A 26,701-nucleotide genomic window follows, 5' to 3' on the forward strand; every position below is an offset into this window, starting at 1 on the left:
TTCCGTGTCCTCCGTTGCAGTTCAGGTGGTTGGTTTGGGCGTTAGCTTAACGTCGATAGGCAGGGAATGCGCGAAGAAGCGGTGATTAGTCTCACCAAAGCCCACCCACTGTAAGAAACCGCGCCCGCAACCACGTATTCTTAAGGGCGTATTGCCCGAATGAACCCAGGAGGTCAAAGTGGCCCAGAAAGAAACCGAGATGGAAGACGCGCGCGTAAAGAACGCGGCTGAGGTTGACACCAACATCCTCTCACTGCGCGAGGGCGTTGCGTCCTACCTGCACGACGCGGACCCGGAGGAGACCCAGGAATGGATGGACTCCCTCGACGGGCTGCTGGAGGATTCTGACCCAGAGCGCGCTCGCTACCTCATGCTGCGCCTGATCGAGCGAGCGAACGCCAAGCGCGTGCCGCTGCCGGCGCTGTCTTCCACCGACTTGGTCAACACCATTCCGACGAAGCTCGAGCCGGAATTCCCGGGCGACGAGCAAATTGAGAAGCGCTACCGCCGCTGGATGCGCTGGAACGCCGCGGTGATGGTGCACCGCGCGCAGCGCCCCGGCATCGGTGTTGGCGGCCACATTTCCACCTACGCGTCTGCCGCAGCGCTGTACGAAGTCGGCTTCAACCACTTCTTCAAGGGCAAGGACGCCCCACAGGGCGGCGACCAGATCTTCTTCCAGGGCCACGCTTCTCCGGGCATGTACGCCCGCGCCTTCATGGAGGGCCGCCTCAGCGAGGACGACCTGGACGGCTTCCGCCAGGAGCACTCCCGCGAGCAGGGCGGTCTGCCGTCCTACCCGCACCCGCACGGCATGCCGAAGTTCTGGGAGTTCCCGACCGTGTCCATGGGCCTTGGCCCGATGAACGCGATCTACCAGGCACGCTTTAACAAGTACCTGCAGGACCGCGGGATCAAGGACACCGACCAGCAGCACGTCTGGGCGTTCCTCGGCGACGGAGAGATGGACGAGCCGGAGTCCCGCGGCCTGATCCAGATGGCGTCCCTGTACGGCCTGGACAACCTCACGTTCGTGATCAACTGCAACCTACAGCGCCTGGACGGCCCGGTGCGCGGCAACGGCCAGATCGTGCAGGAGCTGGAGAGCTTCTTCGTCGGCGCCGGCTGGAACGTGATCAAGGTGGTCTGGGGCCGCGAGTGGGATGAGCTGCTGGAAAAGGATGAGGACGGCGCGCTCGTCCACATCATGAACACCACCAAGGACGGCGACTACCAGACCTTCAAGGCCAACGACGGCGCCTACGTGCGCGAGCACTTCTTCGGCCGCGACGAGCGCACCAAGAAGCTCGTCGAGGACATGACCGACGAAGAGCTGTGGAACCTGCGTCGCGGCGGCCACGACTACCGCAAGGTCTACGCCGCCTACAAGCGCGCTCTTGAGACCAAGGGCAAGCCGACCGTCATCCTCGCCCACACGGTGAAGGGATACGGCCTGGGCCACAACTTCGAGGGCCGCAACGCCACCCACCAGATGAAGAAGCTGGCGCTCGAGGACCTCAAGCTCTTCCGCGACAAGCAGCAGATCCCCATCTCCGACGAAGAGCTGGAGAAGGACCCGTACCTGCCGCCCTACTACCACCCGGGCGAGGACGCCGAGGAGATCAAGTACCTCAAGGCCCGCCGCGAAGAACTGGGCGGGTTCCTGCCGGAACGCCGCGAAAACTACACCCCGCTGGAACAGCCGGACTTTGAGAAGACCTTCAAGGCGTTGTTCAAGGACTCCGGCAAGCAGGAAGTTGCCTCCACCATGGCGCTCGTGCGCACCTTCAAGGCGCTCATGCGCGACAAGGAGCTGAGCAAGCGCGTCGTGCCGATCATCCCGGATGAGGCCCGCACCTTCGGCCTCGACTCGTGGTTCCCCACCCTGGGCATTTACAACCCCAATGGCCAGAACTATGTGCCGGTGGACCACGACCTGCAGCTGTCCTACAAGGAGGCCACCGACGGCCAGATCCTGCACGAGGGCATCAACGAGGACGGCTCCTCGGCCTCCTTCATCGCAGCGGCGACCTCCTACGCCACCCACGGCGAGCCGATGATCCCCATGTACATCTTCTACTCGATGTTCGGCTTCCAGCGCACCGGCGACAACTTCTGGGCAGCCGGCGACCAGATGGGCCGCGGCTTCATCGTCGGCGCGACCGCCGGCCGCACCACCCTGTTCGGCGAGGGCCTGCAGCACATGGACGGCCACTCCCCGATCCTGGCCTCCACCAACCCGGCTGTGATCCCGTACGACCCGGCGTTCGCCTACGAGATGCCGTACATCATCTCCAAGGGCATCGAGCGCATGTACGGCAACGGCGAGGGCAAGGACGAGAACGTGATGTACTACATCACCGTTTACAACCAGCCCCACCACCAGCCGGCCCGCCCGGAGAACCTGGACGTGGAGGGCCTGCACAAGGGCATCTACCTCTACGACAAGGGTAAGGACCTGGACAACAAGGTCTCCCTCCTGGCCTCCGGCGTGGGCATGCAGCAGGCGCTGCGGGCGCAGGAGATCTTGCAGGAGCAGTACAACGTCGGCGCCGCGATCTACTCCGTGACCTCGTGGACGGAGCTCGCCCGCGAGGGCCAGCGCAAGGCCGCCGAGCAGCTGCGCAACCCGGAGGCTGAGGTCGAGGAGGCCTTTGCAACCAAGCAGCTGAAGCAGACCTCCGGGCCGTACATCGCGACCTCCGACTTTGCATCCGACCTGCAGGAGCAGATCCGCGCTTACGTGCCGGGCCAGTACATCGTGCTGGGTGCTGACGGCTTCGGTTTCGCCGACACGCGCGAGGCCGCCCGCCGCTTCTTCAACATCGACGCCGAGTCCATGGCCGTCGCCGCTCTGCTGGGCCTGGCCAACGAAGGCAAGATCGACCGCTCCGTCGCCGCCCAGGCAGCCAAGGACCTGAAGATCGACGACCCGACTGCCGCCACCCAGGACGACTCCGCCGAGGACGTCGGCCCGGAGAACACCGCCGAGTAGCACCTTGCCTATCGACGAAGGGGCGTCCCGCCTGGAACGCCCCTTTCGTTATGCCCTGGGTTGGGAGCCTCTAGCCGGCTGGTTCTTGACAGATTCCGCGCACCGCCTGGTCCGACCTGGGTGTTTGCGGGCCGTCTGACAGATTCTGCCGTAATGTGTCGCTGAGGCACCCACTACCCAGCGCTCAATCGGATTTGTTCACTCCCGGGCTGTGCGGACTTCCTGTGAACCATCGGTCGTCGGGATCGGAGTTCGAGGATGAGTTATCCGCCGGAGGTACGGCAGCGTGCCGTTGAGCTTTCGGGGCAGGGGCTTGCTGCTTCGCAGGTTCGTGCGCAGTTGATTCGGGAGGAATGTAGGTCTGTTCCTTCTACCGCTTCAATTTCGGGATGGGCACGCAACGCCCGTCATGGCAGCGGGGTCGATAAAGGTTGGCGTTCTGCCGAGTTGATTGCTGAGGTCGTCCGGGCGAATGTGACAACGTCGGCATCCACCCGCGAGATTGGATGGCGTTTTCGGGTCGCTGCGAGTTCCGTGGCGGCGTGGACGCACAAGTTCGCTCCGGATGCGGGTTCGCGGCGTGGGATGACACCGCAGAAGATAGAACAGGCGACACTGGCGCGTGTGAAAGAACACCACGAAGCCCAAAAACGCAAGCGCAAGAAGGCCGAAACACAACGTCAATCACAACGCGCCCCGCGCGGTGAGAGTGCACATTCACGCAACCATGAGCAGCCAACAGCTCCGTTTGATGAGGCAGCGTTGCCGGATGACGTTGAGACCCTCAAAGACCTGTTGCGTCAAGAGCGGTTTATGCGTCTGGCGGATAAAGCGCTGTTTGAGGCGGTGATGGAATCTGAGGGAAAAGCGCAAACCCGGAGACGCTCGATAGCGTGGTCGTCGCTACGGCTGTCAGACGACTCCGGGACGTCGGATACCAAGTAACGCGTTGCTGCGCCTACTACGGATTGAAATACAACACCTACAAGTCGGCATGCAGGCGGTTAAAACACCCTCTAGTCGACCGAAAAGGCCAGGCCAAGGCAATGGTTACCGCCGCCTGTGAGGGCAACCGCATGGTCTACGGCTACCGCCGCGTGAGTGAAGTGTGCAAAGCGAACGGTCTGTCGCTGGGGGAAAAATCGATTCGTACGATCATGCGCGAAGAACACCTGCAGCCGAAGATGAAACGCACGAAGCGCTACAGCTCGTACAAGGGCGAAACTGCGCATCGCCCAGCAAATCGATGTCTGGTTGGAGACATCGACACTGTCACCAAAAATGGCACCCACGTTTCGCAAAGATATCGTTCGCAGGCGGATCGTCGCAGGCAGGCGGGCAGGAAGGATCTGGTACACGATTTCTATGCCGATGCGCCAAACCAAAGACTCGGCACCGACATCACCGAGTTTCAATGCGCTGACGGCAAAGTCTTTTTTAGCCCGCTGATCGACTTCCACGACAACATGCCCATCGCGTATACCTGCGCAACGCGACCAGCGGCGTTGCTGACCAACACGATGCTTGAAGCTGGGCTCGAGCAAATACAACCAGGCCAACGCCCCGAACTGCACACCGACCGTGGCTGGCACTACCGCCACATCGATTGGGTTGACCGACTGACTGATATCAGTCACGACAAGCAACAATGCACACATTGCACAGACGAGAACCCGTGCGATAACGCCTGGTTGATGGTGCCGTCCCTATCCCGGCTCGGCAACAGCGGCGACAACGCCCGAGTAGAAGGGTTCTTCGGCACCATCAAGCGCGAACTTCACGCCAGTGGAATTCGCCCCGAAAAGCACACAACCGAGGAGTTTATGAAGTATCTTGACGATTATCTGGACTGGTTCGTCTTTGACAGACTCACCACCGGACCAGACGGGCAATACACAACCCTGGCTAAACAACGAAACATAGCCAAAACCACCTAGCCAACAACACAACGGCCACCAGTGTGGTTCACAGGAAGTCCGCAGACCCCCGGCCCTGGCTAGAGTGAGCAAATCCGTGGGCGCCGCGCTGGATGGGCTTATCATTGCGGCATGGAACTTTCACAACGGCTGGACTTGGGTGCCCTTGACCTCGCCGACGACACCGACACTGACGAGGCCCGGGACACGTTCACGCGCCTCGCGCAGCTCGTGGAGGAGGTCGCAGGCGTTGAGATCGCGCCTGAAACGGGGTTGAGTGAGAGCGGGGTTTCGTCGTTAGACCGCATCGAGCTCGCGGTGCGCATCGAGGACGCGTTCGGAGTGCCTATCGACGAGCACGTGTACGCCTCCTGCCCCACCGCGCAGGACCTGGCTAAATATGTGGAGGAGCACCAATGATTTCGTACCTAACCGACATGGACGGCGTCCTGCACCGCGAGGGCGACGTCATTCCCGGCGCGCAGGAGTTCATAAGCTCACTGCGCCGTGAGGACATCGAATTCATGGTGCTGACCAACAACTCCATGCAGACACCGCGCGACCTGTCCGCGAAACTGCAGCGCATGGGCCTGGATATCGAACCGGAGCGCATCTGGACCTCGGCCACGGCGACAGCGAAGTTCCTCTCGCAGCAGGCCGGCGTGGCCTCGGCGTACGTCATCGGGGAAGCAGGTCTGACGACGGCGCTGCATGAGATCGGGTGGATCCTCACCGACGCGGACCCCGACTTTGTGGTGCTGGGCGAGACCCGCACGTACTCGTTTGAGGCGCTGACCACCGCGTCGAACCTGATCCGCAATGGCTCGCGCTTCATCGCGACCAACCCCGACCTGACTGGTCCTGGGCCGGCCGGCGTGGTGCCTGCAACTGGCTCCGTGGCCGCCATGATCACCGCCGTGACCGGGATGGAGCCGTACTACGTGGGCAAGCCGAACCCGGTGATGATGCGCTCGGCGCTGAATAACATCGGCGCGCACTCCGAGAACACGGTGATGATCGGCGACCGCATGGACACCGACGTCAAGGCTGGCCTTGAGGCGGGCCTGCGCACCATCCTTGTGCGCACCGGGATATCCGACGACGCGGAAATCTCCCGCTACCCCTTCCGCCCCACATCCGTAGTTGAGTCGGTGGCCGATCTGGTGGAGCACATCCGCGACCCGTTTGGCGACGGATTCTACGCCGACGAGGAGTAAGACCGGCCAACAGAAGAGCAACGGCCCGGGGCGTCGAGATGACGCACCCGGGCCGAAGCTTTGAAGAGGTTTTTACACCTGGGAGTCGGAACCAGCGACGTAGAAGCGCTGCTTGTTCACAAACTCGTCCATGCCCAGCGGGCCGAGCTCGCGGCCCAGGCCAGACGCCTTCACGCCGCCGAACGGCAGCTCGGCGCCGCGGGCCTGCGGGATGTTGACGTGGATCATGCCGGTGTCGATCTTCGCCGCGACCTTCTTGGCGCGCTCCTCGTCCTCGGACATCACGGCGCCGCCGAGGCCGTAACGGGAGTCGTTGGCAACCTTGATTGCCTCCTCCTCGGAGGAGACCTTGTACACCTCAGCCACGGGGCCGAAGAACTCCTCGTAGTAGGAGTCGGAGCCCACCGGGATATCGGTGATCACGGCCGGGGTGATGTAGGCGCCCTTGCCGGTCACCTCGCCGCCGACGCGCAGGTTCGCGCCCTCATCCACGGCTAGACGCAGCTGCTGTGCCAGCAATTCCGCGGCGTCGCGGGAGGACAGCGGGTAGAACTCGTTGCCCTCGCCCGGGTTCAGCGGGTCGCCCTCGGTGTAGGAGGAGGCGATGTCAACCAGCGCCTGTACGAACTCGTCGTAGATGTCTTCCATGACGATCATGCGCTTGTTGGAGGTGCAAGCCTGGCCAACGTTGCCAATGCGCTTGTTCCACGCCGTCTCGGCCGCAGCCTTCACGTCGGAGGAGTCCAGCACGACGTAGGCGTCGGTGCCACCCAGCTCGAGCACGCACTTCTTCAGGGCCTCGCCAGCCTGGGAAGCAATGGCGCGGCCCGCGCGCTCGGAGCCGGTGAGGGATACGCCCTGCACGCGGTTGTCCTTGATCATGGTGGAGATCTGCGAGTGCTGCGCGTACACGTTGGTGTACAGGCCCTTCGGCGCGCCAGCCTGGTCGAAGATCTTCTCAATCGCCTCGGCCGAACGCGGGCAGATCTCCGCGTGCTTGACCATAACTACGTTGCCGGCCATGATCGCCGGCGCCGCGAAGCGGGCGACCTGGTAGTACGGGAAGTTCCACGGCATGATGCCCACGATCACGCCGAGGGGGACCTTGCGCATCACGGAGGTGCCGCCGCGCTTGTTCGGGATTTCCTCGTCGGCACCGAACTCTGCGCCGTTGTCGGCGTAGTAGTTGAAAATATCGACGACGTCGTCGACCTCGCCGTCGCCTTCCTTGACGGACTTACCCATTTCCTCAGCGATAATGCGGGAAAGTTCGTCCCTTTGGTCGTCGAAAAGCGAGGCGATCTTGCGCAGCACCTCTGCGCGCTCCTCGAAGCTCTTCTCGCGCCACTGCTTAAAGGTGTCGTCGGCGGTGGCCAGCGCCTGCTCGAGCTCATCGTCGGTGATGAAGTCGTAGGACTGAACGATTTCGTTGGTCTTTGGGTTTTGTACTCGGTACTTAGTTGACATGTAGACCATGGTACGAGCGTGGCGCGATACTCGCCACGAAATTTTCCTCGCGGGCTAGCTGCTCGATCGCGTGCGCAAACTCCGCGACCTCGCCTTCGGTCGCGCGGATCGACTCGCCGCACGAGTACGTGCGATCCGGGTGGCGCTGCCAGCGGGTGAACCAGACGTCGCCCGGCTCACCTTCGGGCAGCAGGAGCATAAGCTTCTCGACGCTCCGTCGCACCCGCCCCGGCATCCCCTCAATGCGGAGCGTCCACGCGAGTCGGTTGCGCGTGGCGCGGCAGGTGCGGGGCGCGGCCAGTGTTGTCGTCATAGGTGGGGACCCTTCTTGCGGGCGCCTACTGCGGCGGCGCGCCCGCATTGGTAGCGGCACACTCCGGCCCCGGTGACTAAGCGGGATTACCGCGGCGGGTGACTAATCCGCGCGGCGGAGTGTGAGACGAGAGGTTCGTCTTCCCCAACGGCCTCTGGTTGCTCGCGGACGATCTTGCGTCACACGAGTTGCCCTGGGCAACCCTCAACCGCTGCTTGATCCCCCTATTCGCTCGAGCTGTGGTTGAGGTTGAGGCGGACCACGCCTAGAGCAACCGCACCGCCAGCACGCCCAGGAAGATCACCACGAGCCCGAGTAGCCGCATCGCCGTCAGCGGATTCTTCCGCGCGCCGAACGCCCCGCGCGCCTCCAGCGACTGACCCGCCGCGATAGTGCCGGCGTTGAACGCGATCACGGTGGTGGCGGTTCCAAGCCGCGGCGCCAGCGTCGCGCCGGAGATGACAAACGTGGCGCCGACGAGGCCGCCGACCCACATCCACCACGGCCCCGGCTCGGGCCGGCGTGCGAGCTGGCGCGGGCTACTCACCAGCGCTGCCACCAGTAAGAGCAGCGCACCAACGGCGAGGTTGATTTCGCCTGCGTGCAGCGACGACCCGGCGATGGTGCCCAGGTACCCGTTCACCGCTGCCTGCACCGCAGAGCCCACACCGACCAGCACGCCCAGCGCGCGGAACAGCCACAGCTCCACCCCGGCGGCATCGCCCTCCACCGGGGGCCGCTTCCCTGCGCGCAGCACCACCACAATGCCGGCCAGCACCACTACGGCGCCGAGCACCCGCATCCACGACACCGGCAGCATCGGCGCGCCGAACAGGCCGAACCTGTCGATACACAGCCCCATCATCACCTGACCCAAAATCGGCAGCACCACGGTCTGCACGGCGCCGAGCCGGGGAAACAGGAGGATGTTGCCCAGCACGAAGCACACCCCCATCGCGCCGCCGAGCCACACCCACCACGGCGCAGAAACCCCGTCGGCGAAATGCGGCAGGGGGTTGCCGTGCAGCGCGGTCGTGGCAAGTATCGCGACCAACAGCGCGACCGTGAATGAGACCAGCGCAGACACCACAGGCTTGTTGCCCACGCTCAAGCGCAGGCGAGAGTTCGCTGCGGTCTGAATCGGGATCAGCCCGCCCACCGCGAGCGCCACGAGCAACAGCATGGGGCGATTTTCTCACGACGGGAACTTCGCCACCGCCCCGGCTACACTCGGGAAGAGCATTGGGGGATGTACATAGGGGGACTCTCGTGAACGCAACCACGCTCGGCGCGGCCGGCTCGCTCGCAGCCTTCGCCGGAACACTTCTGGCAATGAACCACGGCACGCGGCTTGCCGGCATAGTGCTGCTTGGCACGGCTCTCACGCTGGGCGCGGTCGGCCTCGCGCTCCGCATCCAACCGCGTAGGGGTCCGGTGCTGGCTGCCGCACTCGCGCTCGCCGGCCTCGGCTTCACCTCCATCCCGGCGGTGCAGACGCAGCTCTTAGCGATAGAGGCGCACGAATACACAGAGGAGCAGTTCAAGCAGGTGCAGAGGAGCGCCCAACACTATGGACGGCTGGGCAGACAGTTGGCTGCGGCCGAAGGGACGTCTATAGGCAATCCGCTGCCGCCAGGGTCCACGGTGAAGCTGGACGGCTGGGAGATTACGGTGCGTTCGCCGACGGATATCCGAGCCACGCACGACGGCGCCGCGCCCGAGCAGCCCTACGAGCTCACGCAGAAAGGCGAGGTCCTGGAGGTCAAAGTCGGCGACCAAACCCGCTACATCGAGTTAGCTACCTAAGGCCGTACGCGCGGTACAGCGCGGCGACGAACTCGTCGTGGGTGACCTCGCCGTCGATGGCGGCGAGCTCGTCCCGCACGTCCTTACGCGTCGGCGCGGAGACCATGGTGGTGGCGGTCTCGCCCCCGGAAGCAACGGGCGGGAGCTTTTCACCCACCTTGCGCTTCACGCGCGTGAAGTAGCTGTCCACGGGCGCAAGCGCCTCCGCACCCGGCACCGACCAATGCAGCCAGTGCGCCGCCACCCCGAGCGAGATGCCTAGCAGCGCCGACACCGCAAGTCCCGCCGACTCCCAGCCGAGGTCGTAAAAGAGCTGCACGCTTATCGACGCCACTATCGCGGGGACCACGTACCACTGGCGGTCCACGAGAATGGACGGAATCTGCCCGATCATTATCTCGCGGATGACCATCCCACCCGTGGCGGTCAGCACGCCCATGAGGATGCACCCGAACCAGGTCACGTCCGCATGCAGTGCCGTGACCGTGCCGGTGACCGCCCACACGCCGACGATGACCATGTCACCGTGGAAACGGAACAGCTCCCAGGCGCGGCCCTCTAGCGGAAGGGCGAAAGCGACGAGGGAGCCGACAAGCGCGGTGCCGATGTACCACGGGTTCTGCAGCGCCGCGGCCGGGGTGGAGCCGATAAGCGCGTCGCGGATCATGCCACCCGCCATGCCGGAAATGATGGAGATGAGCATGAACCCGACGGCGTCGAAACGCATGCGCCTGGCCACCAGCCCTCCCATCAGCGCGTTGAGGAATACCCCGATGAGGTCGAGAACAGCGAAGGAGAAACCGACGGCGGTAAACACGTTGTCGAAGTACATGCGCGCCATCGTAGGGGGTGGAAACCCGGGCTAGGTCTTGGTTTCGGTGCGCTCCTGGACCTCGTTTTGCAGCATGATGCGCAGGGCTTTGATCAGCTCCTGGTCGGATGCGCCCTCCAACGCACGTGTGACGTCTTCGCCGGATTGTTCAGGGTGCTTCGAATCGGTGGACACGCCGAGGGCGTCGCCGATCTTTTGCTCCAGCGGGCGCTCGGTGTGCCTTGTTTGGAAAAACGCGATGCGGTCGCCGCCGTAGTAGACCGCGATGGCGAAGATCGGGGCAGCGATCGCCGCTGCCAGCATACCCTCGCGCACGAGGTCGAAGTGGTTCATCACGAGCAGAATCGCCGAGGAGATGATGGCCGGGAAGACCGTCATTTTTTGGGAGGTGAAGAGGGACGGAACGCGCCGTAAGACAATGTCCCTCGCAAGCGTGCCGCCGGTTGCGGTGATCACGGCGAGCAGCAGGCACGGCACCCAGTTGAGGTCCGCGAGCAGACCCTTGAGCGTGCCCGCGACCGCCCAGACACCGATCGTGACCACATCCGCGTAGAAGCGGAAACGCTCCCACAACCTGCCGTGGAGATTCACGGTGTATGCAATTGCCGCGCCTACCGTGGCGGTGATGAGGTACCCCGGATTGGTCAGCGCGGCGGCGGGCCCGTCGTTGAGAATCGCGTCGCGCATGAAGCCGCCGCTCAGCGATGAGATGTACGCGATGAAGGCGAACCCGACGATGTCAAAGTTCATCCGTTTCGCCACAGTGCCGCCGACGGTGGCGGCCAACAGCACGCCCGTGTACTCGAGGACGAAATACAGGGTGCCTACGGTGTCCGAAGTTTCCATGAGGGCTAAGGCTAGCCCGGCGGTCTGACCCGCACCCGTTCTAGTGGGGCGGGTCTGGGTGAGCATCTCCCGGGCGCGCGGACAGATGGTGAGACAAGGATGGTGAGACTCCGCGATGTATGGGGGCGGGATCAAGTGGTTAATGCGCCACGTTTGAATAGTTGCTCGAGTATCTCACGTGGTGTCGCCCCGCCGAGGACTTGTCGGGGTGTGTCGTTGAGTTCGTTTTGTACCCAAGCGACATGCTCAGGTGTGACGGTGGCGAAGTCGGTGCCTTTTTTGTAGAAGCGGCGCCGGATCTCACCGTTGGTGTTTTCGTTCGTCGGCCGCTGCCACGGCGAGTGCGGATCGCAAAAGTACACCTCGCAGCCGTCCTTGATGCGCACACGTGCGGTTTCAGCCATCTCTACGCCTTGGTCCCAGGTGATGGTTTTCAACTGCTCAGCGTTGAGGTCTTTGATCATGTGCTGGATCGTTTCGATCACCGTCATCGATGTGTGCTCGGTGGGCAGATGGCCAAGCAGGGTGTATCGGCTGGTGCGCTCGACCAGGGTAATCAGCGCGCTTTTGCCGCCCTTGCCGATGACAAGATCGCCTTCCCAGTGCCCAGGCACCGCCCGGTCGTCGGCCTCCGGGCTGCGCTTGGTGATCTCAGCGCCTTTGACCCACGGCTTACCGGTTAACACACCGGCGTTGCGGGGGCGGGGGCGGGCTTTGCGCCGCTTCCCGCCGCGGATGAGCACGTCTTGGGTCTTCATCACCGCTTCAAGCTCGGCGCGCAGGCTGCCTTTGCCCTGGATGTACAAGGCACTGTAGATCGCTTCGTGAGAAATGCGCATGGTTTCATCATCGGCGAAAGCGTGCTTAAGCCACACACTGATGCGCCCGGGCGACCACCGGCGGGCAAGACAGGCCACCACCACAGCGCGAAGCTGCGGGTTGTCGTCGAGCTTGCGTACCTTCGGCCGACACGCACGCGCCTTGGCACCCACGCCGGCACGCCGGGCGTTGTAGTACACCGTGACCTCGCCGTCATCGCCGGCAACTTTCCACCCGTTGCGGGCAATTTCCCGGCTGATCACGCTATGGTGGCGCCCCAGAAGCGTTGCGATCTGTCTCGCTGAACGGCCCTGGCTGCACCCGTGCTGGATCGTCAGGCGGTCTTCAAACGACAGCCGGACCCCGCGGCCTACGTTCACACAGTCCTCGGCATAGTCGGCAGGCACACTGCCTGCTCGCGTTTTCATTGGTGCTGGCACGCCATCAACTGTGCTGTGTGCAGAGGCCTTTGACGCGCACGCCTCCGGCGTGTCCGCGCGCTGAGGCCCATCACGGTGTTTCACCGCTTTCACCTGGCGTGCTTGCCGCACCCAGCGAAATACCGTGTTAGCCGACCGATCGAATGCCGCAGCAACTGAATCAACCTGCTCACCAGCCATTACTCGCTCGACCGCATCAGCTTTCTGCTGCGGGGTGATGCGGGGCTTTCGCTGCAATTCGGTAACCACACCGGCTTTCGCCAACCGCGGGTACAACGCACCCGGTGACATCCCCAACGCCGCAGCGGCATCCGGCACCGACATCCCCGAGGTCACTAACGCCACCGCGTCATCGAGGCGCTGGTCGCGCTCACGCGCTAACGCCTTCGTCGGCGCGACAGCACCGGCTTGTTTGACCCATCTGTACACGGTCTGGAATTTCACACCGGCATCGCGGGCGATCTCGCTGACGTCGTCGCCTGCAACCACCCGCGCCACCGCAGCGGCCTTGGTATCTTTCGGAGTCCAACGATGAGCCATAACAACCTCCCGGTCGTGGTGGCGCATTCACCCACTGACAACTCCGGGCAAATTCACCACCCTCCTCTCACCATTTGTCCCCGAGGGGGCCTGAACGGCCGCGCTACCTCAGGCGCTGGACCGCATCCACAACGAGGTCCCAGAAGCGGTCCACGTCGAGGCGCGTCGCAACGGAGGTGTTGTACGCCGAAGCAGCGCCAGAGCCAGCGGCACCGAACGGCGCGCCAGACGCCGTCGCCGCTCCGAACACGCGCAGGTCCGCCACGGTGCGCCCGCGGGTCAGCGAGCCGGCGAGCTCCACAGACACCGGTACGGCTACGGTCTCCACGACAGACGGATCGATGACGTAGGCCACGGCACACGGGTCGTGCACCGGCGGATTGTCAAAGCCCTGGGCGTCTTTGTAGTTGCGGCGGAACGCGTCGATGAGCCCCACCACGAAGTCCCCGGCGAAGGTGCCCAGGGCTGCGAAACGGGCTTCAACCTCGGGGGTGGCAAGCGCCTGGTGGGTCAGGTCCAGGCCAACCATGACGACCGGCCAGTCCTCGCCGAACACGATCGCTGCGGCCTCCGGGTCCACAGCAATGTTGAACTCCGCGGACGGCGAGTAGTTGCCCGCCCCGTACGCACCGCCCATGAGCACGACCTCCCGCACGCGGGGAACAATCCGCGGCTCCAGGCGCGCGGCCAGCGCGATGTTGGTCAGCGGGCCGGTGGGCACGAGCGTGACGGTCCCCGGCTCTTCGCGCATGAGCGTATCGACGATCCACTGCACCGCCCCGTCGTCCTGCACCCCCACCGCAGGTTCGGGCAGCTCGAACCCGTGGATCTCCATGCCGGTGTCGCCGTGGATGTCTTCGGCGGTGACGACGTCGTTAAGCAATGGCCTGGTCGCCCCGCGGTAGACGGGCACCGAGGTCAGCCCGGCGACTGTGAGCACCTGCTGCGCGTTGCGCGTGACGTGGTCGATGGTGTGGTTGCCGCCGACGGTGGTGAGACCGAGCAGTTCGATGTCCGGGTTGCCGGCTGCGAGCAGGATGGCCACGGCGTCGTCGTGGCCGGGGTCGCAATCCAGGATGACTTTACGCACTGCGCGCCGCCCGGTCTTCGGCCGCGAGGGTGTCCGGAACCGTCTCCGGCTTGGGGATGAGGAAGGACGCCGCAAACGCGCAACCCAGCAGGATCGCGCCGGCGATCATGCCCGCGCGGTAGTTGCCGCCGGTGGCTGTGAACACCGCGAAGACGATGGTGAACGACAGGCCCGCACCCAGGTTGAACGCGCCGCCGTTCAGGCCCGGCAGGTAACCCTGGTTGTGCTTCGGGGCAAGCACGACGCCGAGGGATCCGAGCATGATGTTGGCCATGCCGGCGTAGGTGATGCCGGCGAGGATGGACATGGCCAGCAGCAGGCCGCGGGTCGGGTTGCCCACGACTGCTACTCCGAAGAGAACGGACAGGGCCGCGCCGGCGATGCCGATTTGCAGGATGATTTTGTAACCCACGCGGCCGGCGAGCCAGCCCGCGATCGGGCCCATGGCCAGGCCGGCTAGGGCGTACGGGGTCAGCGTCCACCACGACACCACGCCGGCGGACATGCCGGGGCCTGCGACGTCGTCCTGCGCGAGGTTGGGCACAAGGCCGTTCATTACGGCGAACACGCCGGTCATGGTCAGCGTGGTGGTGAGCAGCAGCGCCCAGGTGCGGCGCTGCGAGAGCAAGTCGGTGGACATGAGCGGGTGCGGGCTGGACTTCTCGGTGCGCCAGAACCACACCAAGGACGCCGCGCCGATGGCCAGCAGGATGATCACCATGCCCCAGTTCGCGGCGGCGAGTTCGCCGGCCATGTTCAGAGCCGTAAGGATCGCCGCGGCGCCAACGACCAGGCCGACAACGCCCTTCCAGTCCATGGGCTGCAACTGGTCGGACTTGGTCTCCGGCACGCCGTAGCGCACTGCGAACACGGCGAGCAAGGCAGCGGCGCCGATGACCCAGAAGAGGGAGCGGAAACCGAAGGCGTCGGTAAGCCACCCGCCCAACAGTGCGTCGATGCCGGCGATGCCGCCGTTGACCGAGGTGAGGATGCCCACCAAGAACGCGAACTGCTTCTCCTCGCGCACCGCCTGGCGCAGCATCACGGAGGTCAGGGCGACGGTCGGGCCGGACACGCCCTGGATCACGCGGCCGATGAACAGCATGGTCACGTTGGTGGCCAGCGCTGCAACCACTGAGCCGAGGACCGTCACGGCCATCATGCCCACCAGCACCTTTCGGCGGCCGATCAAGTCGCCCCAGCGCGGCATGAACAGCGCGAACACTGCAGCGGCGGTGAAGAACGCGGTCTGCGTCATGCCGATCTGCGCGGTGGTGGCGTTCAGGTCGCTTTCCATTGTGGCCAGCGCCGGCGCGAGCATTGAGGCGTTAAGTTGGAATGCGAACACGGCCACCAGCAGCGCCACCATCAACGGCACAACCTGGTTGGTGGGCAGCTTTTGCCCCGCTGCTGGCTGCGGGGTGTGAGTCGAAGTCATGCGGGCAGTGTAAAACACGTAAGGCCTGCCGCTCAGCGTTCGTCTCACAGATTCTGCTCAGCTCTACCCCAGCGCTCCCCAAAGCGCGGTATTGGTCTCCTGCCACAGCGGCTTGGCCCAGTCGCCGAACTCCCGGTCCGTGAGCACCACGCCCGCTTGACCCCCCGCGACCCACAGGTACGTGCCCGCCATGCCGAAGTGGCCGACGGTGTCCGCGGGCATGCCGTCGCCGGTCCAGTGCGGGGATTTCTCGCCCTTGATCTCAAACCCGAGCCCCCACGGGCACGGCTTCTGCATCCCGTAACCGGGCACCACGCCACGCAGATCCCCGAACTGGTTGGAAAACGCCTCCTTCAGCGTTTCTGCCGCAAGCAACGTCGGCGCGATGAGCTCCTGCGCGAACAATTGCAGATCGCCTATAGACGAGCTCCCGCCATGCCCCGCCGAACCATAAATCTCCGTTTTGTCCATCCCCAGCGGCTCGAAGACACCCTCGCGAGCGTAGTCGCCGAATGTGATGCCGGTGGCCTCTTCGAGGTGCTCGGCGAGGATCTCGTAGCCGGCCGAGGAGTAGATGCGCCGCTCCCCCGGTGCTTTCTGCGGCTCCCGGCTGTCAAACCCGGCCCCGGAGGCGTGCGCGAGCAGGTGTCGGACGGTGGATCCCTCCGGGCCGGCCGGATCGTCCAGCCCGAACGCCCCCTCCTCCACCGCCAGCAGCACGGCGTACGCGGACAGCAGCTTGGTCACGCTGGCGAGCTCGAAGACACGGTCAGACTCGCCGAACTCGGCCTGGGTGTCCCCCACGAGCGCCGCCGCAACGTTGTCTACCGGCCAGTCGCCGAAGTACCGCGCAAGATCCATGCCCGCCACCTTACGTGCTCGGCACTGGCGCTAGGTCGCGCTTTCGACCTTCACCTCGTAGTCCTCCATGGAGGTGCCGCGGATCAGCGCCTCCGCGTGCGACCGCACCAGCTCCTCCGCGCTGGCCTGGGCGCGATCTAACAGACCGTCGTCCACCGCCTTCTGCTTCTCCACTTCCCGGCGCGAGTCCACAAACTCGGTGACGTCTTCCACCTTGATCTGGTTGATGGGGTTCATGGTCTGGTCCCACACCTCGGAGCTGCCCTCGGTCCAGGTGGAATCCAGCACCTCCGCGCGCGGCAGCCGCACGGTAAAGGTCTGTGCGGCATCATCCACGTCGACTGTGATCTGGCCAGCGTCTTTGATGCCGGCGGTGACCTTCCCCTCGTAAGACACCAGGAAGTTCTTGCCGGTGAACGGCACGTGGACGTTGAGCAGGCGCAAGCCTTCGTCGTCAAACTTGCCCACGGACGAATAGACGTATTCTTCCGTGGCCAGCTGCGCGATGTCGTTGAACTCGCCGCCGATCGAGGTGGAATCGATGGTGCGCTCCCCGCGCCCGAAAATCGCTGGCCGCACCAGCATCAACACAAGCGCGACGGCCGCGAGCACCGCCACAATTGACACAACTATGCCGCCGAGTTTCTTCACACCTGCGCATAGTAGCTGCTGCCTACCGACGTCCTCCGGCCCCCACATCCTTCTGTAAGCTCGCTGTGACCTCCCGCGCACCGCCCCGGCGGTCGCGCGCGAATCACACGCACGACGAGGCACGACACACGGAAGGCCGAACCATGTCCGGAACCACCAAGGCAGATTTGCCCCGCGACGACTCGAAACCCCACGACAACGACGACCACCGCGACCAAGGCGGCATGACCGGCTTCCTCGGGTGGATTGAAAAGATCGGCAACAAGCTACCGGACCCGTTCTGGCTGTTTGTCATCCTTGCCGGCGTTGTTGCCGTCGCGTCGTGGCTGGCCAGTATGGCTGGCCTGTCCGCGGTGGACCCTTCGAGTGGCGAGGAGATTCACGTCGAGTCGCTGCTCACCGGCGACAACCTCTCCCGCATGGTCACCGACGCGGTGGACAACTTCATCGCGTTTCCCCCGCTGGGCGTGATCCTCGCGGTGATGCTCGGTGTGGCCGTGGCGGAACAGACCGGCCTCCTGGCCGCGATGGTCCGCGCGATGGTGGACAGGGTCAGCCCGAAAATTCTTACGTTCATGGTGGCCCTGGCCGGCGTGACGGGCTCGGTCGCTTCGGATGCCATCTACGTGATCATCATTCCGCTCGGCGCAATGGCTTTCCACGCCGTGGGGCGCTCGCCCGTCGTGGGCGCGATGGTCGCGTTCGCCTCCGCGTCGGCCGGGTTTAACGCCTCGCTGATCCTGAACGTCACGGACCTGCTGCTCGCCGGCATTTCCACCTCGGCCGCCCAAATCGTGGACAGCGCCTACGAGGTCTCCCCGTTGGCAAACATCTTCTTCGTCATCCCGTCCGCCATCGTGCTCTCGCTGATCATCACGGCGGTGACAGAACTGTACGTCGATAAGAAGGCCCAAGGCCTGGTGGACCACGACGCCATCGACGAGGACGAACTTCAGCTCGACGAGTCCAACGAACCCGACGACGCCCACCTCACCGACGACGACGACCTCTCGCTCACCCCGCTGGAGCGAAAGGGCCTGATCTGGGCCGGAGTGACGCTGCTGCTCAGCCTGGCGGCGTACTTCGCGCTGCTGTTCATCCCTGGCTCTCCGTTCGCGCGACCGGATGAGGGCTTCATGGAGTCCCCGCTCATCCGCGCCATCGCCGTACCGATCGCGTTGATGTTTTTCGCCACCGGCCTGGTCTACGGGCTAATCGTGGGCACGGTCAACAAGGCCGCGGACATTCCGGAGTTTATGGCGAAGGGACTGGAATCGCTCTTGCCCATCCTGGTGCTGTTCTTCGCCGTCTCCCAGTTCCTGGCCTGGTTCCAGTGGTCCAACCTGGGGCCCTGGACGGCAATCAAGGGCTCGGAGCTGCTGCAGTCCTGGGACCTGCCCAACGTGCTGCTCTTCGCAGCCTTCGTGCTCATGGTCACGTTGATCAACCTCTTCATCACCTCCGGCTCCGCCCAATGGGCGCTGATGGCGCCGGTGGTGGTGCCGATGATGATGTACGTGGACGTATCCCCCGAGGTCACTCAGATGCTCTACCGCATCGGCGATTCCCCCTCCAACATCATCACCCCGATGTCGCCGTACTTCGCCCTGGCCCTGACCTTCCTGCAGAAGTACTACAAGAAGGCCGGCGTGGGCACCCTGATGTCGTTGTCCCTGCCGTACTCGGTGGCCATGCTGGTGGGCTGGTTCCTCTTCTTCATGCTCTGGTACACACTCGGCATCCCGCTCGGCCCCGGCTCCCCGATGGGGTATCAGGTGTAGACGGTTACCGAGTCACCAGCCGGCTACTTCCCAATCTCCGCCGGCGTGCAGATCGGCGCCCGGCGGATAAACTCCTCCGGCGCACCCTGCTCACGCAACGTGATGCCGTTGTAGCAACCCTCCGCCAGACCCGTCTGCTTGGTCCCGGCTGCCGGGATCACCGCCCACTTCCCGTCCGCGTTCTTGAAATACAGCACCCAGTCCGTCTGGTTCGCGCCCGCGATAGCCCAGTGGCCGTCGCAGAAGATCACGGACGTGCCGGTGAAGTGGGGCCACCCAGGCACCACGGCGTCGAACGCCTGCGGTGCGCACGACCCCTTCGCTCCAGCGCCGCCCACTGAGCCCGGGCGCGCAACACCCGGAATGGGCATCGGCGGGAGCAGCGCAACCATCCGTTCTACCGCCGCACGGTCCACAATTTCGGGCAGCTGCGCCCAGCCCTGCTGCACCGCGAACACCCCGGCCACGCCCACCGCAGCCAGCACACCCAAGGTGATGCCGACGATTTCGCCCGTGTTTAACGACGACCCTTCGGCCCCCTCCGTCGATCCTTGAGAGGACATCTGCCCGTCGCTCTCACCGTCCTGCGAGAAGGCGGCGGGAGCAACAACAGCGGACGTGGTGACGGCGGCAGCGACGCCGAGAGCAAGCATCGGTTTCTTCATAAGTCCCACCCTATCCAAACGGGACCATCACCTCGAGGGGATCAACGCAACCCCCCCACACACCGAGCGCCACGGCTGCAACCACGAGTACCCACCACAGCAGTCCTCGGGGCCGTGCGAACCACTTGTCGGCAACCAGCCAGACCACTGACGGCACGATCAGCGCCAAACCCAGAAACGTCAGCGCCCGCCAGTCCGCCAAACGGTTCGCCGTGAGCAGGCACACCACCCCGAAGCCCGCAAGCCCGCCTGCTACCGCCTGTCCGCGGAATCCACCAACCGGAATCAACATGGGCCACACGCTACCTCATGTGACGATCAAAATCGGGCTTTAGCTGGCGATTTGGGCAACCAAGAAAAACCACGCTATTGTTACATCTCGTTGCACAGCGAGAGCAACCGCAACATATTCCTCCATAGCTCAGTTGGCAGAGCATTCGACTGTTAATCGAAGGGTCACTGGTTCGAGCCCAGTTGGAGGAGCCATCCCATTCGCCCCTTGGCTAGCGTAGAACCTAGTCACGGGGCGTTTTTGATTGTGTGGCGAGGCGGAAGGAATAGCGGCGGCCCCGCGCAACGTTGCAACTGGTGTTCAAGAGCATTGGCCCAGCCCACCAAGCGGGGCTGAGGTCGTGCCAAGAGCACAACGAGTAAGGAGCAGCGCTTTGACCACCGCTAAACAATGGGTTCTTGCCTCCCGTCCGGATGGGGCACCAACCGTCGAGAACTTCCGTTTCGAGGAGGTAGAGCTGCCAGAGCTGTCTGACGGCCAGATCCTCGTTGAGAACACTTTTGCGAGCGTCGACCCCTATATGCGCGGGCGGATGAACGACGTGAAGTCGTATATCGAGCCGTTTCAGATTGATGAACCATTGACCGGCACTGCGGTGGGAGTTGTCACCGAGTCCCGTTCGAACAAGTTCAAGACGGGCGATACGGTCAGGCATTTTGCAGGGTGGCGCACCCACGCTGTGCTGAGTGAGGACCAGGCGGAGCAGATTGACACCAACCTGGCTCCAGCCGAGGCGTATTTGGGCATTCTCGGGCAGACAGGTTTGACCGCCTACGTCGGGCTCACCGCCGTCGGCGAGATGAGGGAGGGCGATGTCGTGTTCATCTCGGGCGCGGCAGGTGCTGTGGGTTCAGTAGCCGGGCAAATAGCCAAGCATCTCGGCGCGGCCAAGGTGATCGGATCTGCCGGCTCCCCCGAAAAGGTCGACTACCTCACCGGAATCGGCTACGACGAGGCGTTCAATTACAAAGACGGTGATGTGAACGGCCAGCTCGCCAAGGCGGCGCCGGACGGCGTCGACGTCTACTTCGATAACGTCGGCGGGGACCACCTCGAGGCAGCAATTCAGAACGCAAATACATTCGGCCGCATCGCCATGTGCGGAGCGATCGCCCAATACAACGACACTGAGCCGGCACCCGGGCCGCGAAATCTCGGTCTTTCCATCGGCAAATGCCTCACCCTTCGCGGGTTCGTGGTGGGCCAATACACTCACTTGGCCAAGGAATTTCAGGAAAAGATCGCCCCACTCGTCGTCGATGGATCTATTAAATATGCGTCGACGGTGCGCGAGGGCATCGAAAACATGCCGAGCGCATTCCTCGAGCTTTTCGAGGGCGGCAACACCGGCAAGATGATCGTTAAATTTTAGGAGGACACCATGACCAAGGTACTTATGGTTGTTTCAGCAGCCGACCACTGGACGCTCAACGACGGCACGCACCACCCCACCGGCTTCTGGGCCGAAGAGTTGGTCACCCCGTACTCAATTTTCACCGACGCCGGCTGGGACATCGATGTGGCAACACCGGGCGGGATCGCTCCCACCGTCGATAGCGCGAGCCTCGATGAGAGCGCAGGCGATGCAGAAACCCTCCGAGAGGTGAAAACGAAACTCGATAAGCTGCAGCCCGTTCTAGCGGAGCCGCTCAACCTCGACAACGTCGAAGCTGCAGACTACGACCTTGTCTTCTACCCCGGCGGGCATGGCCCGATGGAAGATCTCGCGGTCAACGAGACTTCCGCGCGCATCCTCGTCGATCGCATGGCAAACAACGCGCCTGTGGCTCTTCTCTGCCACGCCCCGGCCGCTGTCCTCGCTACCGAGAATGCGCCCGGCGGCTCCCCGTTCGCCGGGCGGGCCATGACCGGTTTCTCTAACGACGAGGAACGCGCCGCCGGGCTCGCCGACAAGGCGCCGTGGTTGCTTGAGGACCGGCTCGTCAACCTCGGCGTCGAGTACAACAAAGCACCGGAGCCGGGGGCGCCCTACGTCACCGTCGACGGCAACCTCTACACCGGGCAGAACCCGTCCTCGTCGCGAGAGCTCGCAGAGCGGCTTGTGAAGGACCTCGCCTAACCCGGATCCAGGGGGAACAGCTACACCTGGCGGGCAACCACCCGCGCCACCGCCAGGTCCTCCCACGGCATGTCGATGGTTTTGAACATCAACCGCCGCGCACCCGCCATATCCTCCACAATGACCTGCGCGCCGTGCAGCTCATCCTCCTGCAATTCCCCGAGTCCACGGTGTGCACCCTACGGCAAACGTCGGCGCATCAGTTCGCAATTACTATCGAAAACCACAGGTTCCCCCGCACCCGCCGCCACGCCAGCCGCTCGCCACACTGGTGATACAAGGTGTGGAACTGGCATCACCGTTCACCCAAATTGTGCTAAAAGAGCGGCGGCCCACGGAATTAGGAAATTTTACTACTTCTTTCGATGAGCCCCCATTTCAAAGCCGTCCGGCAGCGGTTTGAACTCACCTTTCTCAACGTAGGCGTGTTTTTGGAAGTCTCGGAGTTTGTTGATGTCCAGCTCACCGATCACAAAGTGCTCGTTCGTTCCTCCCCGAATCTGAACCATGTCACGCTTAAATGACTCGTAGGCGGGTACCCGGATACGGGAATCGCCGTACATCCTGTTATTGACCTGCACAATGTAACTGTGGATATCCAACGCAGATGCTTCAACTAACGAGTTGAATGTATTGAGGTCTTGATTCCACTCCACGACGAACAGTGCGTCGATGTTGCCTCTCAAGGAATTTCGGTACTCCGAATTGGTAAGTTCCGAGCACACCAGCATTGCAAAGTGGAAGTTGCCATGCGCTATCCGCGGCGGTTTCGATTCGCCTTCCCACTTCACCTTTGGGCTCAATTTGAGTCGAGCGATGCGGTTGAGGTTGTCCGCTTCTCCGTGTGCAGGGCGTTGCTTATCCTGGATGTACAAACCCAGCGAGGGGAACCGGAAGCCCTTGTGTATTGCGGAGAACCACACTTGGTTATGCACTACCGAACCTGGCCCATGCAGATACTCCACGCCGGAGATGAGGTTGATGTTCTTTCGACGCAGGTGACTTGCAGCTGTCATAAACCACGTGGGTGGCAAGCAAACTTCATGGAGTACGAAGTAATCGGCGTTGCCCTCCGCCATTACGCTGTTGACCAGTTCTGCCGTAGTATTCCAGCGTTTCAGACCAATTTGAGGATTACGCAATACCGATTCTGTGAGGTAGTTCCGCGGCGTGTATAACGCGCCGATTGCCACTTTGACCTTCGATTGATCGCGTTCCACAGAGGGGAACCAGATGTCAGCACTATTGGATCCGCGCCACGGCACGCCCGCCTTCTGAGCCAGCTCCTTTTGCATGGTTTCTTGAAGTCGCTCCCACCTGTCTCGATCCTTTACTGGTAGGTCGGCGAAAATGTCCGAACGTTCGGCGAAACCACGTGCAATTAAGAACCAGTCTTGAACGTGGCGCATGGTTATCCCGCATTTCTTCCACGGGCCTTCGCCATCCGCCCCTGCAACCCGAGTCCAGGCGAAAAGCTCAATCGGTGATGGCGGCCGGGTTGGAAAGACAAAAGCTCGCACGGTTAACGTACGGTCCTCGTACTTCGGGGTTTCGCCCTCCAAGCATCGCTGAAGGTACCTTTCTAATCGTTCAAGCGAGAACCTGGCTCCGACCGCATTCAGAAGCACAAACAACTTCCAGGTGCTTTCGCCCAGCAGCCTTTCGACGGCCGAAGGCACCGCTTCTTTCTGCGTCTCTATACCGTCAAGAAAGGCGAGGTGGCGCTCGTCGAACGTCGCAGGTGTGCCCGCAGCGAAGTGGTCGAGTTCGCGCGACACGAGTACCTGTTTGAAGGGGACCAACGCCAGGTCCATTGAGAAAAGCCGGTGGAACTTTCCCTCATAGAATCGCTTCACTGCCTCTTCACCCACCCCGTCCGAGTTACACCACCTAGCGGAGAAGGAATCGTCAACTTTTCTAGCTGCGGACTCGCTCTCGTCACCGTGAGATGATTCTTCACTCAGGAGCGCATCCAGTGTTTTCAAGAGTGCGCGCTTGTGCGCAGCAGATACCAAACTTCCTGGGACGGAGATAACCTCGTCCGCGAATTTTGCGTACGTGAGCTCCCTCCATGAGAGCAAGATGTCGGGCTCGCGGGCGTCGATAGTATGCCCTGCGACCTCCAAAACGGTTTTACTGTCCTTCAGCCACTGCATCACTTCGCCTAACGCATAGGCTATTCGCTGGGCACCTCCTGTATCTCCCACCTCGAGACAGAGCCGGAACAGCCGCTGGTAGTAGTTGTGGAATTCTGTGAAGCGATTTGGCCGCGAGGTGTGTTGTAGGAACGATATGACGAACTGCTCTCGGTGGGCCTTCCAATCGGCAGCGACAACGTTCCGAGCGATAGTCTTCAGATCACGCACCTTGAGCGCGAAACCAGCGCGTTTGGTAGCGATTGCCTCGAGCCCGAAAAACTCTGCGTCCTTTGTCGGCTGCTCGTACATTAAGGCGATGATCTCGGTGGCGACTTCCACGGGGTCTTCGGGCAAGATGGGCATGTTGCGCCACTCGCTAGTGTTTTTGGTCATCACGGAACGCACGTGATTGACAGCCCACTGCCCGAATTTGCCCTCCGCGTGGACAAGCGAGAGTTTGTCGGCGTTAAGGATAAAAGTTGAATCGGCCTGGTATGGAACCTTGATTTCAACTCTGTATCTTCCAACGTTGTCGGCTGTCACCTCGCTTACGTCTGGCTCAGCCGCCTCCGAGTTGGCTGTTTCTTGGACATCCGAGCTCGAGGACTCCTTGGTATCTGGAACTTCCTCTTGATCGGGTTTAACGGGCTGCCCTCCCGTGTTTTCCGTCGTCTCTGCCGCACCATCTCCATCGGCACTCCGACTGTCGGTGCAGACTTCGTCACAGAGCAGCAGCTCAACGTCTTTGGATTGTGGCTCGCAATGTCCCACCGGATACAAGGTGAGGTGGTGTTTGATCCACTTTCCAAGATTATGAATAGTTTCAATCTCGGGGTGCCCCTCGATGACGAGCGCAATGTCGTCGACATATCGTCCGTAAAAACGCGGCTTGATCCCTTTTTCGATCGCTCTGTCGAGATCCATGAGGACGATATTGCCGATGACGTTGCTCGCACTGACCCCTACAGGCAGCCCTCCGATACCATCAGGTTCTCCTAGTGTCTCGCGAAGCGAATCGCTCCACGCAGTAAAGGCCTCCACGAGCAGGATGTGGATTGCGAGATCCTCACCGATGGTGCCTTCCCCACTGAACAGATGTGTCTTCCATCTCCCCAGCCAACCCGAATCGAGCAAAAACCTCGGGTCAATATTGTGGAAGTAATTCGTTAGGTCCGCACTGACAAAGAAGGCGTCTTTGTTCTCTTTGATCAACCCTTCTACCGCGTCAACACCGTCCTCTTTCCATCGACGGTAATTGTTCAGATACGGTTCCAAGCTCCCTAAAGCGAAGCTGTTTACGTGTTTTTTGTCGTAGCTGCGGCGGACCCGATTGGAGTACACGTTATCGCTGAGCTCCGCATCAAACTTTGACCCCACACGCAAGATCCACAAAGCGGATAAGACATGGAGGTCCATCGACCCGGCACATACGGGCCGAAGAACAAGTTTGCGTTCTTGCGGTTCCATTGTCTCCCCACCCCCACACAAGTCGTTGTATTCGGAGATTTGCGTCTTTTGCCCCTTTTCTTCCCGCAGGTGGCGGCTGGAAAATCGGTGAACACGCGGTTCATCCCTGCTTTCCCACCCTTCGGCCTTTTTGAAGATGTAGCCTGGCTCCCCGATGATTGTCTTAACCCATTTGGCGTAACCATTTGGCAGGCCACCTTCTTGATATTTAATCTCTGGGCGACCGTCGACGATCACTTCCGTGAATAAACTCCCCAGAGGACTTCGGCTGACCTGAGAAATTTTCTCCGCGAGCTCCTGCAGCTTGTTCCAGATATTTTCTTCATAGCTGGCGATGTCCTGGCGGGAAAGATGATCGGCTTGGAAAACGTCGGCCTTGGCCTTCCGATATGCGAATATCAAATCGTCGTGAAGCGGACATCGCTTCCCTAGCCAACCTGTGGCATTTGGGGGAAGTACGGTCTCATTTCCTGTTGGATAGTTTTCTGAAAACAAAGCATCGGATTCGCTAGGCATAGTGAAACATTAGGACACCCGGCCGAACAATGAAGGCCACGAAACAGAAACGCAGAGGAAAACCCTTTACCTCCGGCTCCGGGCAGGCTCATCGAAAGCAAAGCTCGACCTCCTCTTGCACTTACAAGTGCAAGCCGATAACGTTCGTCACATAATTAGACGAGGTTCAAAACGACCACCACGCTATCCCCTTCGAACGCTATTGTTCTCACCGCCGAGGAGACAGTGGCATTCGAATCACTGAAGATCCCGGACGAAGCTGATTTTGCGATTCATGATCGAGATGGCAACACAGTAGACCTACCTACAGATGTGCCGGAAACGGTCCTCGCAGCACTTCGGTCCCTCATTGAAACTGGCGAGGTCGCGATCAGACGAATGCCCACAGAGCTTACTAGTACTTTGGCTGCGGAAATTCTGGGGTCTCCAGACCCGCTCTTATGAAGCGGGCAACTGAAAGCAAGATCGACAGTTTTAAAATCGGTACGCACACCCGCTTCGATCGGGATGACGTTCTAGCCTTCAAGCGGG

The 26,701-nt window shown here is 62.3% G+C and carries 23 protein-coding genes, 1 tRNA gene and 1 pseudogene; 10 read left to right on the forward strand and 15 right to left on the reverse strand.

Translation table 11 applies throughout. The features are described 5' to 3' along the window. Positions 1–199: 199 nt before the first annotated feature. The 5 genes from aceE to CUREI_RS08120 all read left to right on the forward strand — a co-directional run bounded on the left by aceE (position 200) and on the right by CUREI_RS08120 (position 6,128). Positions 200–2,995: a pyruvate dehydrogenase (acetyl-transferring), homodimeric type gene (gene aceE, locus CUREI_RS08100; RefSeq protein ID WP_051952286.1), complete on the forward strand. Its 2,796-nt coding sequence runs from the start codon at positions 200–202 to the stop codon at positions 2,993–2,995. Between the two features lie 258 nt (positions 2,996–3,253). Further along, positions 3,254–3,940 carry a hypothetical protein gene (locus CUREI_RS12280; protein WP_144242372.1) on the forward strand — a complete coding sequence of 229 codons (687 nt, stop codon included), beginning with the start codon at positions 3,254–3,256 and terminating at the stop codon, positions 3,938–3,940. A 101-nt stretch (positions 3,941–4,041) separates the two neighbouring features. After that, positions 4,042–4,932, forward strand: coding sequence for a DDE-type integrase/transposase/recombinase (locus CUREI_RS11655; RefSeq protein WP_051952091.1), 891 nt, complete (start codon positions 4,042–4,044; stop codon positions 4,930–4,932). A gap of 111 nt (positions 4,933–5,043) precedes the next feature. Then, positions 5,044–5,331, forward strand: coding sequence for an acyl carrier protein (locus CUREI_RS08115; protein WP_038612550.1), 288 nt, complete (start codon positions 5,044–5,046; stop codon positions 5,329–5,331). After that, positions 5,328–6,128, forward strand: coding sequence for an HAD-IIA family hydrolase (locus tag CUREI_RS08120; RefSeq protein ID WP_038612553.1), 801 nt, complete (start codon positions 5,328–5,330; stop codon positions 6,126–6,128). The genes CUREI_RS08115 and CUREI_RS08120 overlap by 4 nt, the downstream gene beginning before the upstream one ends. Positions 6,129–6,200: 72 nt before the next feature. Here CUREI_RS08120 and CUREI_RS08125 read toward each other — a convergent pair whose 3' ends face one another. The 3 genes from CUREI_RS08125 to CUREI_RS08135 all read right to left on the reverse strand — a co-directional run bounded on the left by CUREI_RS08125 (position 6,201) and on the right by CUREI_RS08135 (position 9,091). Then, positions 6,201–7,595 carry an NAD-dependent succinate-semialdehyde dehydrogenase gene (locus CUREI_RS08125; protein ID WP_038614264.1) on the reverse strand — a complete coding sequence of 465 codons (1,395 nt, stop codon included), beginning with the start codon at positions 7,593–7,595 and terminating at the stop codon, positions 6,201–6,203. Beyond that, positions 7,585–7,908, reverse strand: a complete 324-nt coding sequence (locus tag CUREI_RS12285) for a hypothetical protein (RefSeq protein ID WP_144242441.1) — start codon at positions 7,906–7,908, stop codon at positions 7,585–7,587. Before CUREI_RS12285 ends, CUREI_RS08125 begins: the two co-directional genes overlap by 11 nt. Positions 7,909–8,173: 265 nt before the next feature. Beyond that, positions 8,174–9,091 (reverse strand): DMT family transporter, encoded by a 918-nt coding sequence (locus CUREI_RS08135; protein ID WP_038612559.1) that lies wholly within the window; start codon positions 9,089–9,091, stop codon positions 8,174–8,176. An 86-nt stretch (positions 9,092–9,177) separates the two neighbouring features. Between CUREI_RS08135 and CUREI_RS08140 the strand changes: the two genes are divergently transcribed. Beyond that, the gene (locus CUREI_RS08140) at positions 9,178–9,714 is read left to right on the forward strand and encodes a hypothetical protein (protein WP_038612562.1); all 537 of its coding nucleotides are present in this window, start codon (positions 9,178–9,180) and stop codon (positions 9,712–9,714) included. Here the strand turns inward: CUREI_RS08140 and CUREI_RS08145 are convergent. The 8 genes and pseudogenes from CUREI_RS08145 to CUREI_RS08175 form a co-directional block, all read right to left on the reverse strand. Beyond that, on the reverse strand, positions 9,707–10,546 hold the full coding sequence (locus CUREI_RS08145) for a trimeric intracellular cation channel family protein (RefSeq protein ID WP_069202919.1): 840 nt from the start codon (positions 10,544–10,546) through the stop codon (positions 9,707–9,709). The genes CUREI_RS08140 and CUREI_RS08145 overlap by 8 nt on opposite strands. A 30-nt stretch (positions 10,547–10,576) precedes the next feature. Further along, positions 10,577–11,392: a trimeric intracellular cation channel family protein gene (locus CUREI_RS08150; RefSeq protein ID WP_051952288.1), complete on the reverse strand. Its 816-nt coding sequence runs from the start codon at positions 11,390–11,392 to the stop codon at positions 10,577–10,579. Positions 11,393–11,523: 131 nt separating this feature from the next. After that, a complete protein-coding gene (locus CUREI_RS12015; RefSeq protein ID WP_236627276.1) occupies positions 11,524–12,639 on the reverse strand; it encodes an IS30 family transposase in 1,116 nt (371 codons plus the stop codon). A 111-nt stretch (positions 12,640–12,750) separates the two neighbouring features. Further along, positions 12,751–13,218: pseudogene (locus CUREI_RS12645) on the reverse strand (transposase); the annotation flags it as partial. Positions 13,219–13,294: 76 nt separating this feature from the next. Continuing rightward, positions 13,295–14,281, reverse strand: coding sequence for a uridine-preferring nucleoside hydrolase UriH (gene uriH, locus CUREI_RS08160; protein ID WP_038612565.1), 987 nt, complete (start codon positions 14,279–14,281; stop codon positions 13,295–13,297). Then, positions 14,274–15,719 carry a uridine transporter UriT gene (gene uriT / locus CUREI_RS08165; RefSeq protein ID WP_038612568.1) on the reverse strand — a complete coding sequence of 482 codons (1,446 nt, stop codon included), beginning with the start codon at positions 15,717–15,719 and terminating at the stop codon, positions 14,274–14,276. Before uriT ends, uriH begins: the two co-directional genes overlap by 8 nt. A 63-nt stretch (positions 15,720–15,782) precedes the next feature. Beyond that, a complete protein-coding gene (locus tag CUREI_RS08170) occupies positions 15,783–16,580 on the reverse strand; it encodes a serine hydrolase domain-containing protein (protein WP_038612571.1) in 798 nt (265 codons plus the stop codon). A gap of 30 nt (positions 16,581–16,610) precedes the next feature. Then, on the reverse strand, positions 16,611–17,231 hold the full coding sequence (locus tag CUREI_RS08175) for a DUF4230 domain-containing protein (RefSeq protein WP_051952289.1): 621 nt from the start codon (positions 17,229–17,231) through the stop codon (positions 16,611–16,613). 224 nt (positions 17,232–17,455) lie between these two features. Between CUREI_RS08175 and CUREI_RS08180 the strand changes: the two genes are divergently transcribed. Then, positions 17,456–19,012 (forward strand): AbgT family transporter, encoded by a 1,557-nt coding sequence (locus CUREI_RS08180; protein ID WP_144242492.1) that lies wholly within the window; start codon positions 17,456–17,458, stop codon positions 19,010–19,012. A gap of 23 nt (positions 19,013–19,035) precedes the next feature. Here CUREI_RS08180 and CUREI_RS11660 read toward each other — a convergent pair whose 3' ends face one another. Continuing rightward, positions 19,036–19,677, reverse strand: coding sequence for a hypothetical protein (locus tag CUREI_RS11660; protein ID WP_051952290.1), 642 nt, complete (start codon positions 19,675–19,677; stop codon positions 19,036–19,038). Positions 19,678–19,687: 10 nt separating this feature from the next. Then, positions 19,688–19,969, reverse strand: coding sequence for a hypothetical protein (locus CUREI_RS08190; RefSeq protein WP_038612577.1), 282 nt, complete (start codon positions 19,967–19,969; stop codon positions 19,688–19,690). Positions 19,970–20,087: 118 nt separating this feature from the next. On the opposite strand from CUREI_RS08190, the gene CUREI_RS08195 reads away from it, so the two are divergent. From CUREI_RS08195 to CUREI_RS08205, 3 genes are all read left to right on the forward strand, one after another. Beyond that, positions 20,088–20,163 (forward strand) — tRNA-Asn (locus CUREI_RS08195). A gap of 179 nt (positions 20,164–20,342) precedes the next feature. Then, the gene (locus CUREI_RS08200) at positions 20,343–21,341 is read left to right on the forward strand and encodes an NADP-dependent oxidoreductase (protein WP_038612580.1); all 999 of its coding nucleotides are present in this window, start codon (positions 20,343–20,345) and stop codon (positions 21,339–21,341) included. A 9-nt stretch (positions 21,342–21,350) separates the two neighbouring features. Further along, the gene (locus tag CUREI_RS08205) at positions 21,351–22,049 is read left to right on the forward strand and encodes a type 1 glutamine amidotransferase domain-containing protein (RefSeq protein WP_038612583.1); all 699 of its coding nucleotides are present in this window, start codon (positions 21,351–21,353) and stop codon (positions 22,047–22,049) included. A gap of 20 nt (positions 22,050–22,069) precedes the next feature. On the opposite strand, the gene CUREI_RS12765 is transcribed toward CUREI_RS08205, so the two are convergent. Together CUREI_RS12765 and CUREI_RS08210 are read right to left on the reverse strand one after the other, a co-directional pair. After that, the gene (locus CUREI_RS12765) at positions 22,070–22,204 is read right to left on the reverse strand and encodes a hypothetical protein (RefSeq protein WP_269077725.1); all 135 of its coding nucleotides are present in this window, start codon (positions 22,202–22,204) and stop codon (positions 22,070–22,072) included. Positions 22,205–22,402: 198 nt separating this feature from the next. Beyond that, complete coding sequence (locus CUREI_RS08210; RefSeq protein WP_144242442.1) at positions 22,403–26,170, reverse strand: RNA-directed DNA polymerase; 3,768 nt, start codon at positions 26,168–26,170, stop codon at positions 22,403–22,405. Between the last annotated feature and the right edge of the window lie 531 nt (positions 26,171–26,701).

The sequence above is a fragment of the Corynebacterium ureicelerivorans genome, from assembly GCF_000747315.1.
GTDB lineage: Bacteria > Actinomycetota > Actinomycetes > Mycobacteriales > Mycobacteriaceae > Corynebacterium > Corynebacterium mucifaciens.

Coding starts and splice junctions, on each gene's coding strand:
- aceE (WP_051952286.1), top strand. CDS start 200: ATGGAAGACGCGCGCGTAAAGAACGCGGCTGAGGTTGACACCAACATC.
- CUREI_RS12280 (WP_144242372.1), top strand. CDS start 3,254: ATGAGTTATCCGCCGGAGGTACGGCAGCGTGCCGTTGAGCTTTCGGGG.
- CUREI_RS11655 (WP_051952091.1), top strand. CDS start 4,042: ATGGTTACCGCCGCCTGTGAGGGCAACCGCATGGTCTACGGCTACCGC.
- CUREI_RS08115 (WP_038612550.1), top strand. CDS start 5,044: ATGGAACTTTCACAACGGCTGGACTTGGGTGCCCTTGACCTCGCCGAC.
- CUREI_RS08120 (WP_038612553.1), top strand. CDS start 5,328: ATGATTTCGTACCTAACCGACATGGACGGCGTCCTGCACCGCGAGGGC.
- CUREI_RS08125 (WP_038614264.1), bottom strand. CDS start 7,595: ATGTCAACTAAGTACCGAGTACAAAACCCAAAGACCAACGAAATCGTT.
- CUREI_RS12285 (WP_144242441.1), bottom strand. CDS start 7,908: ATGACGACAACACTGGCCGCGCCCCGCACCTGCCGCGCCACGCGCAAC.
- CUREI_RS08135 (WP_038612559.1), bottom strand. CDS start 9,091: ATGCTGTTGCTCGTGGCGCTCGCGGTGGGCGGGCTGATCCCGATTCAG.
- CUREI_RS08145 (WP_069202919.1), bottom strand. CDS start 10,546: ATGTACTTCGACAACGTGTTTACCGCCGTCGGTTTCTCCTTCGCTGTT.
- CUREI_RS08150 (WP_051952288.1), bottom strand. CDS start 11,392: ATGGAAACTTCGGACACCGTAGGCACCCTGTATTTCGTCCTCGAGTAC.
- CUREI_RS12015 (WP_236627276.1), bottom strand. CDS start 12,639: ATGAAAACGCGAGCAGGCAGTGTGCCTGCCGACTATGCCGAGGACTGT.
- uriT (WP_038612568.1), bottom strand. CDS start 15,719: ATGACTTCGACTCACACCCCGCAGCCAGCAGCGGGGCAAAAGCTGCCC.
- CUREI_RS08170 (WP_038612571.1), bottom strand. CDS start 16,580: ATGGATCTTGCGCGGTACTTCGGCGACTGGCCGGTAGACAACGTTGCG.
- CUREI_RS08180 (WP_144242492.1), top strand. CDS start 17,456: ATGACCGGCTTCCTCGGGTGGATTGAAAAGATCGGCAACAAGCTACCG.
- CUREI_RS11660 (WP_051952290.1), bottom strand. CDS start 19,677: ATGAAGAAACCGATGCTTGCTCTCGGCGTCGCTGCCGCCGTCACCACG.
- CUREI_RS08190 (WP_038612577.1), bottom strand. CDS start 19,969: ATGTTGATTCCGGTTGGTGGATTCCGCGGACAGGCGGTAGCAGGCGGG.
- CUREI_RS08205 (WP_038612583.1), top strand. CDS start 21,351: ATGACCAAGGTACTTATGGTTGTTTCAGCAGCCGACCACTGGACGCTC.
- CUREI_RS08210 (WP_144242442.1), bottom strand. CDS start 26,170: ATGCCTAGCGAATCCGATGCTTTGTTTTCAGAAAACTATCCAACAGGA.